Annotated in this window: 17 protein-coding genes; 11 read left to right on the forward strand and 6 right to left on the reverse strand. The window is 63.7% G+C overall.

Features of this window, described 5'->3' with window-relative positions:
• Positions 1-34 precede the first annotated feature (34 nt).
• Entirely contained in the window at positions 35-1,441 is a 1,407-nt protein-coding gene (locus tag H2O75_RS04475) for an RNA polymerase sigma factor (RefSeq protein WP_182174207.1), read from the forward strand.
• Positions 1,442-1,455: 14 nt separating this feature from the next.
• On the opposite strand, the gene H2O75_RS04480 is transcribed toward H2O75_RS04475, so the two are convergent.
• Positions 1,456-2,076 carry a 3'-5' exonuclease gene (locus H2O75_RS04480; protein ID WP_259365309.1) on the reverse strand — a complete coding sequence of 207 codons (621 nt, stop codon included), beginning with the start codon at positions 2,074-2,076 and terminating at the stop codon, positions 1,456-1,458.
• A 153-nt stretch (positions 2,077-2,229) separates the two neighbouring features.
• On the opposite strand from H2O75_RS04480, the gene H2O75_RS04485 reads away from it, so the two are divergent.
• The 4 genes from H2O75_RS04485 (at position 2,230) to H2O75_RS04500 (ending at position 6,631) form a co-directional block, all read left to right on the forward strand.
• Positions 2,230-2,439, forward strand: a complete 210-nt coding sequence (locus H2O75_RS04485) for a DUF7455 domain-containing protein (protein ID WP_259365310.1) — start codon at positions 2,230-2,232, stop codon at positions 2,437-2,439.
• Positions 2,440-2,512: 73 nt separating this feature from the next.
• The gene (locus H2O75_RS04490) at positions 2,513-4,645 is read left to right on the forward strand and encodes a DNA gyrase/topoisomerase IV subunit B (protein ID WP_182174213.1); all 2,133 of its coding nucleotides are present in this window, start codon (positions 2,513-2,515) and stop codon (positions 4,643-4,645) included.
• A gap of 22 nt (positions 4,646-4,667) precedes the next feature.
• Positions 4,668-5,717 (forward strand): GNAT family N-acetyltransferase, encoded by a 1,050-nt coding sequence (locus tag H2O75_RS04495; protein WP_182174216.1) that lies wholly within the window; start codon positions 4,668-4,670, stop codon positions 5,715-5,717.
• Complete coding sequence (locus tag H2O75_RS04500) at positions 5,717-6,631, forward strand: GNAT family N-acetyltransferase (protein ID WP_182174219.1); 915 nt, start codon at positions 5,717-5,719, stop codon at positions 6,629-6,631. The genes H2O75_RS04495 and H2O75_RS04500 overlap by 1 nt, the downstream gene beginning before the upstream one ends.
• A gap of 56 nt (positions 6,632-6,687) precedes the next feature.
• On the opposite strand, the gene H2O75_RS04505 is transcribed toward H2O75_RS04500, so the two are convergent.
• Positions 6,688-9,096 carry a DNA gyrase/topoisomerase IV subunit A gene (locus H2O75_RS04505; RefSeq protein ID WP_182174222.1) on the reverse strand — a complete coding sequence of 803 codons (2,409 nt, stop codon included), beginning with the start codon at positions 9,094-9,096 and terminating at the stop codon, positions 6,688-6,690.
• An 88-nt stretch (positions 9,097-9,184) separates the two neighbouring features.
• Between H2O75_RS04505 and H2O75_RS04510 the strand changes: the two genes are divergently transcribed.
• Both H2O75_RS04510 and H2O75_RS04515 read left to right on the forward strand, forming a co-directional pair.
• Positions 9,185-10,297 (forward strand): alkaline phosphatase family protein, encoded by a 1,113-nt coding sequence (locus H2O75_RS04510; protein WP_182174225.1) that lies wholly within the window; start codon positions 9,185-9,187, stop codon positions 10,295-10,297.
• Complete coding sequence (locus tag H2O75_RS04515) at positions 10,294-10,950, forward strand: thymidine kinase (protein WP_182174229.1); 657 nt, start codon at positions 10,294-10,296, stop codon at positions 10,948-10,950. Before H2O75_RS04510 ends, H2O75_RS04515 begins: the two co-directional genes overlap by 4 nt.
• Positions 10,951-10,957: 7 nt before the next feature.
• On the opposite strand, the gene sepH is transcribed toward H2O75_RS04515, so the two are convergent.
• On the reverse strand, positions 10,958-12,010 hold the full coding sequence (gene sepH, locus H2O75_RS04520) for a septation protein SepH (protein ID WP_310650324.1): 1,053 nt from the start codon (positions 12,008-12,010) through the stop codon (positions 10,958-10,960).
• A gap of 176 nt (positions 12,011-12,186) precedes the next feature.
• Between sepH and H2O75_RS04525 the strand changes: the two genes are divergently transcribed.
• Positions 12,187-12,486: a DUF4193 domain-containing protein gene (locus H2O75_RS04525; protein ID WP_182174236.1), complete on the forward strand. Its 300-nt coding sequence runs from the start codon at positions 12,187-12,189 to the stop codon at positions 12,484-12,486.
• Here the strand turns inward: H2O75_RS04525 and H2O75_RS04530 are convergent.
• Entirely contained in the window at positions 12,461-12,922 is a 462-nt protein-coding gene (locus H2O75_RS04530; protein WP_240161748.1) for a DUF3093 domain-containing protein, read from the reverse strand. The genes H2O75_RS04525 and H2O75_RS04530 overlap by 26 nt on opposite strands.
• Positions 12,923-13,013: 91 nt before the next feature.
• On the opposite strand from H2O75_RS04530, the gene H2O75_RS04535 reads away from it, so the two are divergent.
• The 3 genes from H2O75_RS04535 to H2O75_RS04545 are packed head-to-tail and all read left to right on the forward strand — an operon-like array spanning position 13,014 to position 14,628.
• Positions 13,014-13,691: a DUF3710 domain-containing protein gene (locus tag H2O75_RS04535; protein ID WP_182174242.1), complete on the forward strand. Its 678-nt coding sequence runs from the start codon at positions 13,014-13,016 to the stop codon at positions 13,689-13,691.
• Entirely contained in the window at positions 13,688-13,939 is a 252-nt protein-coding gene (locus H2O75_RS04540) for a single stranded DNA-binding domain-containing protein (RefSeq protein WP_182174245.1), read from the forward strand. The genes H2O75_RS04535 and H2O75_RS04540 overlap by 4 nt, the downstream gene beginning before the upstream one ends.
• On the forward strand, positions 13,936-14,628 hold the full coding sequence (locus H2O75_RS04545; RefSeq protein WP_182174248.1) for a DUF3159 domain-containing protein: 693 nt from the start codon (positions 13,936-13,938) through the stop codon (positions 14,626-14,628). Before H2O75_RS04540 ends, H2O75_RS04545 begins: the two co-directional genes overlap by 4 nt.
• Before the next feature lie 53 nt (positions 14,629-14,681).
• Here H2O75_RS04545 and H2O75_RS04550 read toward each other — a convergent pair whose 3' ends face one another.
• The gene (locus H2O75_RS04550; protein WP_182174251.1) at positions 14,682-15,362 is read right to left on the reverse strand and encodes a potassium channel family protein; all 681 of its coding nucleotides are present in this window, start codon (positions 15,360-15,362) and stop codon (positions 14,682-14,684) included.
• A complete protein-coding gene (locus tag H2O75_RS04555; RefSeq protein ID WP_182174254.1) occupies positions 15,359-16,027 on the reverse strand; it encodes a potassium channel family protein in 669 nt (222 codons plus the stop codon). Before H2O75_RS04555 ends, H2O75_RS04550 begins: the two co-directional genes overlap by 4 nt.
• Positions 16,028-16,034: the final 7 nt, after the last annotated feature.

Raw genomic sequence — 16,034 nt, forward strand, 5'->3', positions numbered from 1 at the left:
GTCGAAGACCGTCCTCTACTTTGGAAGGTAATCTGTGTCTGAAGCGACAACGGCAACCACCCCGTCCACCGACGATAAGGAGGATGTCGGCACCTCAGCGCGCCGTACCACCAGGAAGACCGCGAAAAAGCCTGCGACCGCAGCGACGAAGAAGACGGGCGCAGCGGCGAAGGCCGCAAAGCCCGCAGCGAAGCGGACAACCTCCAAGAAGGCGAAGCCGGCAGCGGAAGATATCGCCAAGCCGACGTCTTCCGACGAGATCGATTCCGCCGCAAGCCCCGATATCGAGGATGTCGACATCGTCGTGGAGGACGTTGTCGAGGTCGAACTCGTCGATGATGAGGACGTCGACGACGATATCGAGGTCGCCGATGCTGACGATGAGGACGAGGACGACGCCAAGTCGAAGGACGACGACGCCGCGACGCCTCGTAGCCTCCGTCACGCTGAGGAGCGTCCGGGCCAGTTCGTGGTGAAAGATTCCGACAGTGGGGATGAGCCGGCTCAGCGTATCCATGTTGCGGGTGCCACGGCGGACCCGGTCAAGGACTATCTCAAGCAGATCGGCAAGGTTGCTCTCCTCACGGCTGAGGAAGAGGTTGAGCTCGCTCGCCGCATCGAGACAGGCCTGTACGCGAACTATATCCTCACCGAGGTCCCTGAGAAGATCAAGGACAAGGCCTACGAGCGCAGGCTGAAATGGATGGTCCGCGACGGCCAGCTCGCCAAGAACCATCTCCTCGAGGCGAACCTTCGTCTCGTCGTGTCTCTCGCCAAGCGCTACACGGGTCGCGGCATGCTGTTCCTCGACCTGATCCAGGAGGGGAACCTGGGTCTTGTCCGTGCTGTCGAGAAGTTCGACTACACGAAGGGCTTCAAGTTCTCGACCTACGCGACGTGGTGGATTCGCCAGGCCATCACACGAGCGATGGCGGACCAGGCACGCACCATCCGCATCCCCGTCCATATGGTCGAGGTCATCAACAAGCTCGCCCGCGTCCAGCGTCAGATGCTCCAGGATCTCGGCCATGAGCCGACGACCGAGCAGCTCGCGAAAGAACTCGACATGACCGAGGAGAAGGTTATCGAGGTTCAGAAGTACGGCCGTGAGCCGATCTCCCTGCACACTCCGCTCGGAGAAGACGGAGACTCCGAGTTCGGCGATCTCATCGAAGACTCCGAAGCGGTCGTCCCGACTGACCGCGTCGCCCACATCCTGCTCCAGGAGCAGATCCACCAGGTCCTCGACACCCTCTCGGAGCGCGAGGCAGGCGTGATCACGATGCGCTTCGGCATCAACGATGGTCAGCCGAAGACACTCGACGAGATCGGCAAGAAATATGGCGTGACGCGTGAGCGGATTCGCCAGATCGAATCGAAGACCATGTCGAAGCTTCGCCACCCCTCCCGCTCCCAGGTCTTGCGGGACTACCTCGACTAGCGGGACTACCTCGACTAGAGGGAGGAGAGGTCAGCGACCTCGAGCCAATCCAGTGAACGCGCCGCACCTGCGGCGCGTTTCCATTCGGCAGGCAAGACCACTCGACCATCACGGTCCCTCGCCTCATCCGCGCACCGTCGGCCCGCTGTCTCCGCCTGGAGGTAGTGGGCGAGGAGGGCGGCCGAGCACCTCGCGTCGTCGATCGCGCGATGGGTGGGCGAGATCGTGATCCCGGCGCGGTCGACGCAGGCCGCCAGAGAGTGCCTGCCCGGAGGGAGATAGATCCGCGACTGGTCCATGGTGCACACCGCCGCGGATCGGGGAATGCCGACGGGGTAGAGGGAGCGTTTGAACTCGGCGTTGAGGAACTCCAGGTCGAAGGACACGTTGTGTCCGACAATGATCGTCCCTGCCAGGCGGTCGACGAGCGATGGAAGGGCTTCGGAGAACGTCGGCGCGTCCGCAACCGAGTCGTCGGTGATGCCGTGGATGAACGTCGCGCCGACGGGCCTTCCCGGATTGACGAGAGTCGACCACGTTCCGGTTGTCTCACCATCGGGGGTGAGCGTGAGGATAGCGATCTCGAGGATGCGCTCGGTCCACGGCGTCAGACCTGTCGTCTCAACGTCAATCACCGAATAGTCCACGCGCCCAGTCTCCTCCTGTCGGGTGCCGATCCTCAACTTGTAACCCCCAACCTAGGCCATCGCCCAGGCACAAGTTGGGCCACAAGCGAACTCTCGTGGACATGGGGAAGAAAACGGGTGCACCTGTGGTTGTATGGGAATGTGAGTACTACAGTCATTGATCCAGTCCAGCTGACCGCCAGCGATCGCTGCGACGCATGCGGGGCCAGGGCATACGTCCGGGTCGAGCTCGAGTCAGGCTCCCTGCTTTTCTGCGGGCACCACGCGAACCAGCATCTCGACAAGCTTTCATCGACCGCGAAGCACATTCACGATGAGAGGTCCCTCCTGTCCGAGGAGAGCGCGAGCTAACTCGCTCCACTAGCACGTCCACCGTACGGGCCGATCTTTCGATCGGTCCGTACTTTTTCACATTGGCGGGCCGATGAGCGGGTCGCGGCGAGTTCTCGCCTACTATCGAACGGTGCCTGAATATACAGCTCGACATCTCTCCGTCCTCGAAGGCCTCGAGGCGGTCCGCAAGCGACCCGGCATGTACATCGGGTCGACGGACTCTCGCGGCCTCATGCACTGCCTCTGGGAAATTATCGACAACGCCGTTGACGAGGCGCTCGATGGTCATGCCGACAGGATCGGAGTCACCCTCCTGCCCGACGGCTCTGTCGCCGTGGCCGATAACGGCCGCGGTATTCCCGTCGATGAGGTTCCCGGCGTGGGTCTCTCCGGCGTTGAGGTCGTCTATACGAAACTCCATGCTGGCGGCAAGTTCGGGGGCGGCTCCTACGCCGCCTCGGGCGGACTGCACGGCGTCGGCGCCTCCGTCGTCAACGCGCTCTCTCAGCGCCTCGACGTCGAGGTCGATCGTGATGGTCGTACGCACCGGATGACGTTCCGCCGGGGTGAGCCCGGCCGCTTCGCAGACGGCCGCACCCCGTCCCCAGAGAGCGAGTTCACGCCGTTCGTCACCGACTCCGAACTGGAGATTGCGGGCAAGGTGGCGAAGAAGAAGACGGGCACGAGGGTGCGGTTCTGGCCGGACCCGCAGATCTTCCCATCGACGACGGAGATGTCGATCGAGGCGATCCTCGGCCGCGCCAAGCAGACGGCGTTCCTCGTTCCCGGACTGACGATCGTCATCCGCGACGAGAGGACGTCCGACACGCTCGAGGAGACCTTCCATTACGACGGCGGTGTCGTCGATTTCGTCGATGACCTGGCTCCCGATGCTTCGATCACGCAGACCTTCCATATCGAGGGCTCGGGAACGTTCGTCGAGACAGTCCAGACCCTCGACAAGGACACCGGTCATCTCGTCCCAATCGAGACGGAGCGGACATGCCGCGTCGACGTGGCGCTCTCATGGGGCCAGGGATATGAGACGACGATGAAATCGTTCGTCAACATCATCGCGACACCGGTGGGCGGCACTCACGTGCAGGGCTTCGAAGCGGGCCTGTCCCGGGCGATGCGGAAGCTGATCGAGACGAACGCCCGCCGCCTGAAGATCACGGCGAAGGATCCGAAGATCGAGAAGGAGGACATCATGGCGGGACTGACCGCCGTTGTCACCGTCTCGCTCCCAGAGCCCCAGTTCGAGGGTCAGACGAAGGAGATTCTCGGTACCGGGCCCGTCCGCGGGATCGTCAACAAGGTGATCGGCGACGGTCTGCTCGAGGTTCTCAGTTCGACGAAGCGTTCCCAGCGGGACGAGACGAACCGTCTGCTCGAGAAGATCGTGGCGGAGATGAGGGCACGGGTCGCGGCCCGCATGCACAAGGAGATATCGCGCCGCAAGAATGCTCTCGAAACATCGACGATGCCGGCGAAACTCTCCGACTGCCGGTCGGAGGCCGTGGAGAACACGGAGCTTTTCATCGTCGAGGGCGACTCGGCTCTGGGCACCGCGAAGCTGGCACGGAACTCGGAGTTCCAGGCGCTGCTTCCGATCCGAGGCAAGATTCTCAACGTTCAGAAGGCCTCGCCTGCCGACATCCTCCGCAATCAGGAAGTGGCGGCGATCATCCAGGTGGTCGGTGCGGGCTCGGGACGAACCTTCGACGTCGATGCCGCGCGGTACGGCAAGGTCATCCTCATGACGGATGCTGACGTGGACGGCGCCCACATCCGCACCCTGCTCCTGACGCTCTTCTTCCGGTACATGCGCCCCCTCGTCGAAGCCGGCCGCGTCTATGCGGCCGTCCCCCCACTCCATCGCATCGATGTCATCGGCCGCGGCAAAGCCAAGAATGAAGTCCACTACACGTATTCGGAAGCGGAGCTGTCTGCCCTTCTCAAGAAGCTCGAGAAGCAGGGCAGGCGATACAAGGAGCCCATCCAGCGGTATAAGGGTCTGGGCGAGATGGATGCCGACCAGTTGGCCGAGACGACCATGGATCCGGAGTTCCGCACGCTCAGGCGAGTATCGATGGCCGATGAGGAGGCTATCAGGCAGGCCGAGACCGTCTTCGAACTGCTCATGGGCAACGATGTGGCCCCGCGCAAGGAGTTTATTGTTGAAGGTTCAGAAGAGGTCGACCGGGCTCGAATCGATGTCTGATTCCCCTGGTAGACTGGCGCCCATGGAATCGAACCGCGTCACCGCGCGCGCCGGATCGTTGAATGAGCGGCTACGCGTTCCAGAACAGCTAGATTTCCCGGGCTCCCACCTGGGCATGTCCTGGGCCCTGCTGACCGGGGACGATTTCGCGGACGTCGTCGCACTCGACGAACGGTGCCGCCCGCATGATCGCGGCTCAGAGCTGCGCCGGCCCGAAGTGATCGCCCCGATGCTGGGCCTGGCACCGACGGAGCACCGTTACGAGGTGCTGGGAGGACGCGACTCCCACGGGGAGCTACGTGCCGTGGGGAGTGTTGCGCTGCTTGCGGGCGTCGATTCTGAGCTGGTCACATACCTGGAAGCCTTCATCGATCCGACATGGCGCGGCCGCGGTATCGGCCGAGCCCTTATCGACTGGCAGGACGGTCGGGCCCGCCAGCTGATCTTCGACGATGGTCGCGACCTGCCCGTCTCGATCGAGTCCCGCGTCGTCGCTCATCTCACCGAGCGGCGTCGGCTCCTGGCGGCTGCGGGCTTCAGCCCCAGCCGCACGATCGACTATCTTGTTCGGACCGTGGAGGTCGCAGACACGTCGAAGGGTGTCATCGAGGCGAAGCTCTCCGCAGCCGATGTCGCTCTCATTCCCTACGACCGGGCCCTCAGCGAAGACATTCGGACCGTCTATAACCGTTCCCAGTCCCTAAGCCTGGGCGGGCGACTCATGCCGTCCAAAGATTTTGCCAGGATCGGTGACGAGATCGATCCCACGATCTCCTATGTGGCGGTCACGCGCGGCGAGAAGATCGTCGTCGGCTTTCTCCTCGCCCGGCGCGAGGAACGCGAGAGCGGCCTCGAATCGTGGATCGAGTTCCTGGCGATCGAGCGCGGCTGGCGCAATCAGGGCATTGCTGATGCTCTCATGGACCGCCACCTCACCGACTGCCACGCGCACGGCATCCGAGTGACGGGCACATCGATCGACACGCGTTTCAACGGCGCGTCGGGTTCGTGGCTGTCGCGGTGGGATTTCTTCCCACGATCGTCCGATATTGTCTACGCGATCGAGATGTGATGCGGATAGAGCTCACTCGCGACCGGCTGCCCGAACTGATCTCACTCGTCGAGGTCATCGAACGCCACGACCATGCACCCTTTCGGACGCTTCCATCCGAACTCGAGGACTATTTCGACTCGGGTATGGACACGGAGTCGATGGGACTGGTCGTCGACGGTGTCCTGGCCGGCTATGGGGTGCTCCGTGTACCGCGCGATGGGGGGCCGCTGCGGTGTTCCGGCGGAACGCATCCGGATTTCCGCGGGGCGGGCCTGGGCCGCCAGCTGATCGATTTCTTCAACGACGCATCTCAGCGCCTTGCGCAGGGCCGCCTCGACGCGATGATGGAGATCCATGTCGATGAGGGGCGGGACAGTCTCGTCGACCTGCTTCAGCGCGCGGGATTCACTCCCGGCGGGGGATATGTTCAACTCCGGCGGTCACTCTCAGACTCGCGGGTTGACGTGGAGCTGCCCTCCTTCTTCAAGCTTGTGCCGTGGAGCGACGTCCAGGACACCGAAGTGGGCAGGACATATCGTGACACGCTCAGCGGTTTGAGCGACGCCCTCGACAGCCAGTTCTTCGTTCCCGAATGGTCGTTCCTCATCGTCGACGGTCGGTCTGATCGTGCGAAGCTGGCCGCCTACCTTCTGTCCCACCGGTATGAGCAGGACTGGTCGGCATTCGGCTGGTCCGAAGGCTACACGGAAGAGCTTGTCGTCCTGCCCGACTACCGGGGCCTGCACTTGGCGACGAGCCTGCTCAATGCAGCCGCGGACGCCTACCAAGAAGCCGGAATGGAGTTCGCTGGCCTCGACATCAGTGTCGACAGCGAGGGGCAGTCCTCCATGCTCGATCTGTTCACCCATTTCGGCTATGAGCCGGTGCGCAACACGACGCTCTACACGAAGCGGGTCTACCCCGAAGCCTGAGTACCACCCGAGGACGGGGCAGCGGACCGCTCGATGGCGAGCAGCCCGCTCTCGTATCAGCCGATCCCGCCGACGATGTGCGTGAGGGGCGTCCCCGAGGCATCCCTGCGCTCGTTCGTATCCGGCAGGTCGATGGGCTGCCCGCCCGCTCCGACCGCGCGCGGTTCGAGACCGACCCAGGCGTGGGCAAGCATGTCCTCCCCGCGGAGGAACCGATGGCATCTCACACCGAGCGTAGCCCTGCCCTTGACAGGGAAACGATCGAGGGGGGTCACCTTCGCGGATCCTGTCTCCGTTCCTGGGAGAGCATCGAAGGAGCCCGTGATGGTGACGACCTGTGCTTCCGCCACCAGATCCTCCGCCACCACGCCGAGGGCACGCACGACAGCGTTCTCGGCGAGTTTGATGCCGGCCACGCCCTGCCCGGTGCGGCCCTGCGGGCGCACATGGGATGCGTTGAAACGGAGCAGGTATGCATCCGAGGTGACGATGATGAGCTGATTGTCATCACCTGCATGACCGACACCGACGACCGAGTCCCCATCGGCGAGAGAAACGATCGCCCACGATTCACTCTTCGGATGTGAGGGGATGACGCGCTTGATCTTGCCCTGGGCCGTGACGAGAACGATCGGATCAGCGTCCTCGTCGAGCGAGATCAGGCCGACAGGATCAGTGCCGGGTGGCATGAGCTCCCGCAGCGGCACGCCTCCCGCGAGGGAGGAGGAGCCGAGCGGCAGAGCAGGCGTGTCGACCACGTCTAGCCGGTGGACCTCGCCGGTCGCCGTGACGACGCCGATCTGGGAGCGTGTCGTCGCTGGGACAGTGGAGAGCGTCGCATCGTGCGATTGTCTCGTGCCGCGCGGGGGAAGCTCGGCTGCACGGGCGATGAGACCCGTGACAGAGAGGAGGACGTGGCAGGGATCGTCGGTGACCTCGACGTTCTGGATCGGGGCCTGTTCCTTCCCATCGGACTCGAGGAGGATTGTGCGCCTCGGGGTAGCGAACTGCGCCGAGACGTCGGCAAGCTCAGACGAGACAAGCTCCTGGAGCCGCGTCTCGGACCCCAGAATGTCTTCAAGGTCAGCGATCGTCGAGGCGAGCTCGTCCCGTTCGCTCTCGAGTTCGATCCGGGAGAACTTCGTGAGGCGGCGCAGACGCAGCTCGAGAATGTAGTCAGCCTGGAGCTCGGACAGATCGAAGACCGTCATGAGGCGATCACGCGCCGCCGCGGTGTCGTCCGATGTGCGGATCACGGAGATGACTTCGTCGATGTCGAGGATGGCGATGAGGAGGCCCTCGACCAGGTGCAGACGGTCCTTTGCCTTTGCCAGGCGGAAGGCGCTCCGCCGGCGCGTGACGGCGACGCGATGATCGACGAAGACTCGCAGGAGCGGCAGGAGGCCAAGCGTTTGAGGCTTGCCGTCGACAAGTGCCACGTTGTTGATGCCGAACGAATCCTCCATCGGTGTCAGCTTGAACAGTTGGGCGAGTATCGCGTCTGGGTTGACCGTGTTTTTGACCTCGATGACGAGCCGCAGGCCGTGATGACGGTCGGTCAGGTTCTGGACGGTCGTGATGCCCTGGATCTTCTTCGACTGCACGGCGGTCTTGATCTTCTCGATGACCTTCTCCGCACCGACCTGGTAGGGCAGCTCGGTGACGACGATGGCCTTCTTGCGGGCCGTCACGTTCTCGATTCTCGTCGTCGCCCGTGTCTTGAAGATTCCACGGCCCGTCTCGTAGGCCTCTCTGATCCCTGTCAGTCCGACGATCTTGCCGCCCTCGGGAAGGTCGGGGCCGGGAATGTACCGCATGATGTCATCGAGCGTGGCGTCCGGGTGTGCAAGGAGGTAGCGGGCTCCCGCGATGACTTCGCCAAGGTTGTGGGGCGGCATGTTCGTCGCCATGCCGACAGCGATACCAGCGGCGCCGTTGACGAGCAGGTTCGGGATCGCGGCCGGCAGTACATCCGGCTGCATATACGAATTGTCATAGTTGGGAACCATGTCGACGGTGTCCTCGTCGAGGTCCTTGACCATGGCCAGCGCGGCGGGAGTGAGGCGCACCTCCGTATAGCGGGAGGCCGCGGGGCCGTCGTCGAGGGACCCGAAGTTGCCGTGCCCGTCGACGAGCGGCAGGCGCTGCGTGAACGGCTGCGCGAGACGCACCATCGTCTCGTAGATCGCGAGATCGCCGTGGGGATGGAGCTTGCCCATGACATCGCCGACGACGCGCGATGACTTCACGTGGCCGCGGTCCGGACGCAGACCCATCTGGTCCATCTGGAAGAGAATGCGCCGCTGGACGGGCTTCATTCCATCCCGAGCGTCGGGTAGGGCCCGAGAATAGATGACAGAGTAGGCATATTCGAGGAAGGAGCCCTTCATCTCCTCCGATACGTCGATATCGACAATGTTCTCGACGATGTCGTTCTTCGGAGTGGTGCTCGTAGTTCTTGCCATGTCGCTATTGTCCCACGGACGGCCCGGCTCACGTCGCCTGCGGCACGCGGGATCAACGTGGAGACGATCACCCGCTAAGCTGGAACCCATGACCATCCCACCGAGATTGACGGACGTTCTTGCCGGAGCCGCAGGCGTCCTCGGATATGACCTCGATGGGTTGGACCCCGTCGCATCCCGGGCCAGGCTCGCGCTTCCAGGCGCCTCGAAAGCCATCGTCGTCCTCGTCGACGGCCTCGGATTCCATAACCTTTCCGCCAGGTCCGGCCACGCTCCCTTCCTGCGCCGACGCATGGCAGAACGCCCCGACCCTATCCGCACAGTCTCCCCGTCGACGACCGCGGCGGCAGTGACGGCGCTCGGAACGGGACTTCCGCCGGGCCAGACCGCCATGGCGGGCTACTCGCTCCGCGACCCGGGCACGGGGGAGCCGTTCAACCTCATCTCCTGGAATACGTCGCTTCGGGCCGAGGACTGGCAGCGGCAGCGCACCATCTGTGAACTGCTCGCGATGAGCGGTCGGGATATGGCGGTGGTGCAGCCCGCCAAGTTCCTCGGTTCGGGACTGACGAATGCTGCCTGGCGCGGCGGTATACCCGTTGTGGGGGAGTCCCTCGAGGATCGTGTGGACGGCGCGCTGCGCGCGCTGACACGCTCAGACCTCGTCTACCTGTATTGGGGCGAGCTCGATCACGTCGGCCACAGCAGGGGCTGGCAGTCAGAGTCGTGGACGGCGGAACTCGAGCTTCTCGACGCTCAGCTTGCCGACTTGGCGCGCCGCGCGCCCGCGGATACCCTCCTCGTCATCACAGCCGATCACGGCATGATCGACGTCGAGGAACGGATCGATGTTGCGGCTATCCCCGCCCTCTCCGAGGGCGTCGTGCTCGTCGCGGGGGAGGAGCGGGCCGCACAGGTGTACACGGATGAGCCGGAAGCGCTTGCGGGACGGTGGCGCGACTACCTCGGCGATCGTGCCCTCGTTCTGACGAAGAGCGAATGGATCGCCTCGGGGATGCTTGGCGATGTCACCGAGCAGACAGCCTCCGCGATCGGAGACGTTGTGGCTTTCGCCTCCGGCCGCCTCGGCATCGGAGATTCCCGATTCATGAGCTCCGGTGCTCTCAGCATTAGGGGCCTGCATGGCTCTCTCACGGAGGAAGAGATGGCGGTACCCTGCCTTGTGGAGGTGACGTCATGAGCGAACTCGTGTTCTTCTCGGGGACGATGGACTGCGGCAAGTCGACCCTGGCCCTGCAGCTTGCCTACAACCGGCAGGCGCGCGGCCTCGTGGGACTCATCTTCTCCCGCAATGATCGTGCAGGGGAGGGGCGTCTGTCGTCTCGCCTCGGGCTGGATGTGCCCGCGATCGAGGTTGATGCCGACACCAACATTTGGAAGCTCATCACCTCGCGGCGCATGAGCGGGGACCGGGTAGATTTCGTCGTCTGCGACGAAGTGCAGTTCTATTCGATCGAACAGGTCGAACAGCTGGCGCGAGTCGTCGACGAGATCAATATCGACGTCTTCGGGTTCGGCATCACGACCGATTTCCGCACAGCACTCTTCCCGGGATCGGCGCGGATGATGGAATTGGCCGACAGGGTGGAGCGTCTCCAGGTCGAGGCGCTCTGCTGGTGCGGGGCCAGAGCCACCCACAACGCGAGAACCGTCAACGGCCTCATGGTGACTGAGGGTGAACAGATCGTCGTCGGGGATACCGGGGTGACGGACACGGTCGGCTACGAGGTGCTCTGTCGCAAGCATCACATGAGGTCGATGACTGCCATGTCGGAGCATGCCGTGCAGCTGGCGGAGGATGCTCTGCCTCTCGGGCAGGGAGACGGGGAATAGGCTCCGGCTAGTCTTTCGGCTGCCCGAAGACGATCTCGTCCCATGAAGGCATGGCGGGACGGTTCCCGGACCGGCGGCGCTTGACAGGCTTCGGCACCGGCTGAGCGATCAGCGCATCGTCCGCCTCCCCCTCAGGCGAGTCTGTTTCCGAAACCTTTTCCGGATCTGTTTCGGCGACGGGTGAGGGCGCGGAGGGGGCGCTCTGGGAGGATTCTTCGCTCCGGCGTGCCCTGTCGGGGCGCGGCGGCAATGACAGGACTGTCGCATCGGTCGCTTCGTCGGGCTGGGATGCTGGGGGATGAGCGGCGGGCGGGTAGTCCTCGTCGTCCTCGAATGTCATCGGCTGTTTCGTGCCACGGCGGGCCGACAGGGAATCGAGCATGGATACGATGCGATCCGCATCCGGTTCTTCCGAGGCCGTCGCCTTCTCGTCGCTTGACGGCGCCGCGGCGGCAAGCGGCCGCCACGGGGAATCTTTGACGGGGATCTCTGTCTCCGACAGCCACCGTGCCTCATCGTTCTCGGCAAAGAGCGAATGCGTCTCCTGGTTGATCGTCCAGACCGCAGAGGTGTCGCGGCCTGCCACCGTATAGCTGGCTGTCAGCATCCAGGGCTTGCCGGGTTGGCGGGCTGCCGACCATTCGATGTGCCTCGGGTCGACATCGCGGGAAGCCAGTCGGGACGTGACGAGCTCCTCGACGGTGAGAGAACCGATTTCGTGACCGATCCTGTAGGCGCGTGCCTGACTCGCCGTGTATTCGCGCTCGGCAAGGATCGGGTATTCGTACGGGGAGAGCTGGGAGGCCGGCATGAGCGTCATGTCGGACAGTTCCTCGAGGGAGCGGCCGGCGCGGAAGTGTGCCTGGATATCTTTAGGGGACATCGGTTTCGGATCGTCTGCCGGGCTCACAGCGCGGTCACGGCGCAGGGAAGCGCGCAGCTCATCCGTAATGGGCAGCGAGTAGCGGTTTCCGTCTGAGTCGTTCAGCGTCATGTGGTTTCCATCGGGCTGTATCCCGAGGAACTCAAGCTCGAGCATGGGTGTCCTCCTAGATGACATCTTCTCCAAGCGTGCCAGCTGGTAGCGGTGAAGCGTGCCAACAACCTCGGAGTGTTGACCATTCTATACATCTGGCGTGACGGCTTTGAACCGGGACTTGCGCGAGGGCACCTTTTGTGGCAATAATGTCCCCGCAACCACACAGGTAGCGACCCGACTTTTATGGAAGCGTAGATATGGCGACTGATTACGATGCACCTCGCAAGCGCGATGAAGACATCGAGGAGGATTCCCTCGAACAGCTGAAGACCCGGCGCTCGGACCATCAGTCCGGCTCGGTGGATGTTGACGAGGCCGAAGCCGCCGATTCCTATGAACTCCCGGGTGCTGACCTCTCGAACGTCGAGCTCACAGTCTCCGTCCTGCCGGCCCAGGCTGACGAGTTCACATGCTCAGAATGCTTCCTCGTCCATCACCGCAGCCAGCTCGCCTACGAGAAGGACGGAATGCTTATCTGCTCGGAGTGTGCGTCGTAAGCACGTCGGCCAGGCGGCCGGGATGACGGGTGCAGACCACCCACGTCGATATGGGATCCGTCTCATCGACGTTGTCGATTGCGAGAGCCGTCTTCACCCACGGTGAGTAGCAGACGAAATCCCGGCCGGAGGCTTTGATCCCCATCCTGTCGTGAAGCTCAGCTTCCGACAGGATTTTCGCATCCCCCAGATAGGCCAGGTCGATGTGGGCGCGCCCGCATCGGAGCTCGATCCCTGAGGGTCCGTCACCGGCCGCGACGACGCGGACGGTGGGGGACATGCCCCAGAGGAGGGCGGGAAGGCCGAGGGCGAGAATGATCATCGCGATCAGGGTGGCCTCGAGAGAAAAGGCAATTCCGAGGAGGCTGATCGTCGCACCGAAGATGCCGGCAGAGACGATGACGGATGCTTTGGGGGTGAGCTTCTCTGAATACATAGTCACGCTCTCAGCATCCCATCTCCAGGCTTCTCCAACAAACGCCGCCGCTTGGTAGGGTGGTAGCGATCATTATCGAAAGGCTCGACCATTGGCTTTATTCTCGCGCAAGACGAAACCCGCCGCCTCGGAGCCCGAGGATGTGCAGGAGGTCGTCGAGACTGTTCCCGCACCCGAGGGTCCGTTCGATATCACGAGCGTCGACAGCGTGGACGACATGCATGATTTCGGTGTCCTCTACCTGCCCAAGGAGAGCGGCGTCCGCGTCCAGTTCACCATCAATAAGATCACGCGAGGTGCGATGGGGGCGCTCGTCCAGTTCGCCGGATCCGCACTGACCTTCAACGTCTATGCGGCGCCGAAGACGGCTGCCCTGTGGCCGGATGTTCGCGATGAGCTGGCGGAATCGATCACGTCAGGCGGCGGCACGGCCACGTTCCGGGAGGGACCCTTCGGGCCCGAAGTTGAAGCTGTCATCCCGAAGAAGGATGTCAACGAGCTCCGCCACGTGCGCTACGTCGGCGTCGATGGGCCGCGCTGGTTCCTGCGGGTCACGATCGAAGGGGAAGCTGTCACGAACCAGGCTGCCCGTGATGCTGCCTACGCCTACATGAAGCAGGCGGTGGTGGATCGGGGCTCCGAACCCCACCCCGTCAGAGACCTGCTCGAACTGACCATGCCGGAGGCCGCGAAGACGCGTGTCGAGGAGAAGCTCGGCAAGCCTGCCGAGCGCAAGCCCCGAGGCCCGGAACTGCCGGAGCTCGTGTGACCCGTTCCGGCGAAGTCGAGTTCACCGGCCGTATCGAGGCCATCACGCTTCCCTCCGTGGGTGGGCATCCCACATTCAAAGCCCAGGTGGGGACCGAGGATGGTCCTGTTGAGCTCGTATTCGTCGGCTACCGGACGCTCCCAGGATTTCGGGTGGGGCGCACGTTGACGGCGCGCGGCACGATCGTGTCGGAACCCCGCCCCATGATGTACAACCCCATCTACTGGTTGAAAGCAGAGACAGTATGAGCGAGAACGATCGCCCCGCCGAGAAGAAGGGCCTGGCCGCCGTTGTCGCGGACGATTTCTCTGTCTGGCAGGCGGTCGGGGGACTGCGCGGTCTCACGGAAACAGTCCTGCCATCGATTCTCTTCGTCATCGTCTTCACCGTGACCGGCGAGACCGTGCCCTCGGTCGCGACAGCTGTTGTGGTCGTGGCCGCCTGCCTCATCGTGCGCGTCATCCAGCGCATCGATCTCACTCCTGCGCTTGGTGGGGCCATGGGTGTGGCGATCTCCGCCCTGTGGGCGTGGCGCAGCGGAGAGGCAAGCAACTATTTCGCTATCGGACTGTGGACCAATGGCGCTTATCTCGCCGTTCTGCTGCTCTCCATCATCGTCACCTGGCCGCTGATCGGCGTCGGGGTGGCACTGTTACGCGGAGAGGACCAATCCTGGCGGACCGATCCTCTCCAGGTATCGCGTAAACGCCGCTACTATGCCGCAACGTGGCTGTGGGTGGGGCTGTTCGCGGTTCGCCTCGCTGTCCAGCTCCCGCTCTATCTCGCGGACGACCGCGTCGGAGCTCTCGGCATCGCCCGCATCATCATGGGCCCGTTCCTGTTCGGCCTCGTCGCCTGGCTGACATGGATGCTCTGCCGAGAACCGGCCAACCGCATCGTGCTCGGCGACGCCGAGAACAGCAAGGGCCGAGACTAGCAAACCGGCAAACATGGTCAGCCGGCAGGGGGACCAGCGTCGTCCGTGTTTCCCTAGTCCGAGGTTTCTCCCGCACCCATGAGGGCGCCGATAAGGTCGAGGTCCCGCTCCGCCTCATCCGAGACGATGATGATGACCTGGTCTCCCGTTTCGAGCGTGAGGTCTCGTTCGGCATGAAGGGGGACGCCGTCCCGCACGATGGTCGTCAGGACCGCCCCTGCAGGGAGCACGACCTCTCCGACCGAGAGCCCGACGGCTGGCGCCGATTCGGGCAGGTGCGTCTGGAACATCGACGTGCCGGAGCGATGGAAGCGTGCCATCCGGACAAGGTCTCCCTCCGCGAGCGCCTCCTCGACAAGCGCGGTCATGATCCGCGGCGTGGAGACGGGGACATCGACGCCCCAGTTCTCGTCGAACAGCCATTCGTTGCGAGGGTTGTTGACGCGCGCAATGACGCGGGGCACCCCGTAGACGAGCTTCGACAGCATCGAGACGACGAGGTTGGACTTGTCGTCTCCCGTCGCGGCGACGACGATGTCGCATTCGTCGATGCCGGCCTCGAGGAGGGCCTTCGGATCGCATGCGTCTGCGAGAAGCCAGTCCACGTTGGGGACGGAGGCCACTCTCATCGCGGCCGTCTCCTTGTCCAGGATCGTGACTTCGTGGTCGAGACTCGACAGCTCTCGTGCGATCGAGCGTCCGACCGAGCCGGCGCCCGCAATGACAACCTTCATTCTGTCTCCTCCTGGGGGCCCTCTGCGAGTACCGCCTCGATGAGGCTGAGGTCTTTGGGGCTGGCAATGATCCGTACCTCGTCGCCTCTCTGGAGGACGGTGCTGTCGCGGGGCAGGACGCCCTCGCCGCCCCGGACGAGGAAGGCGACGCGGAGGGGGAGATAGCTCTCCAGCTCCCGCACGGATCGCCCGAGCCACGGCACGCCCACCTGGACGTGATAGACGCAGAGGTCGGCGGTCGAATGCCGGAGCTCGACCTTGGCGGGAAGCGGGATGAGCCGCCGCAGCACCTGGTCTGTCGTCCACGACACGGTCGGTACCGTGGGGACGCCGAAACGTTCATAGATCGCTGCTCGTTGGGGGTCGTAGATGCGGGCGACAACGTTGGACACGCCGAATGTTTCGCGCACGACGCGTGCCGCGATGATGTTCGAGTTGTCTCCCGAGGACACTGCCGCGAAGCCCGCGGCCTCGGTGATGCCCGCCTGTTCGAGCGCTTCTCGGTCGAAGCCGACGCCGGTGACCTGCTGGCCCTCGAACGAATCGGGCAGGCGCATGAAGGCCGCCGGATCCTGGTCGATGATGGCGACTGAATGTCCGCGTTCGCTGAGGTCGGTCGCGAGCGAAGCGCCGACCCTCCCGCATCCCATAATGACGTAGTGCACGGTACGT

It is taken from the genome of Flaviflexus equikiangi, assembly GCF_014069875.1.
GTDB classification, from domain to species: Bacteria; Actinomycetota; Actinomycetes; order Actinomycetales; family Actinomycetaceae; genus Flaviflexus; species Flaviflexus equikiangi.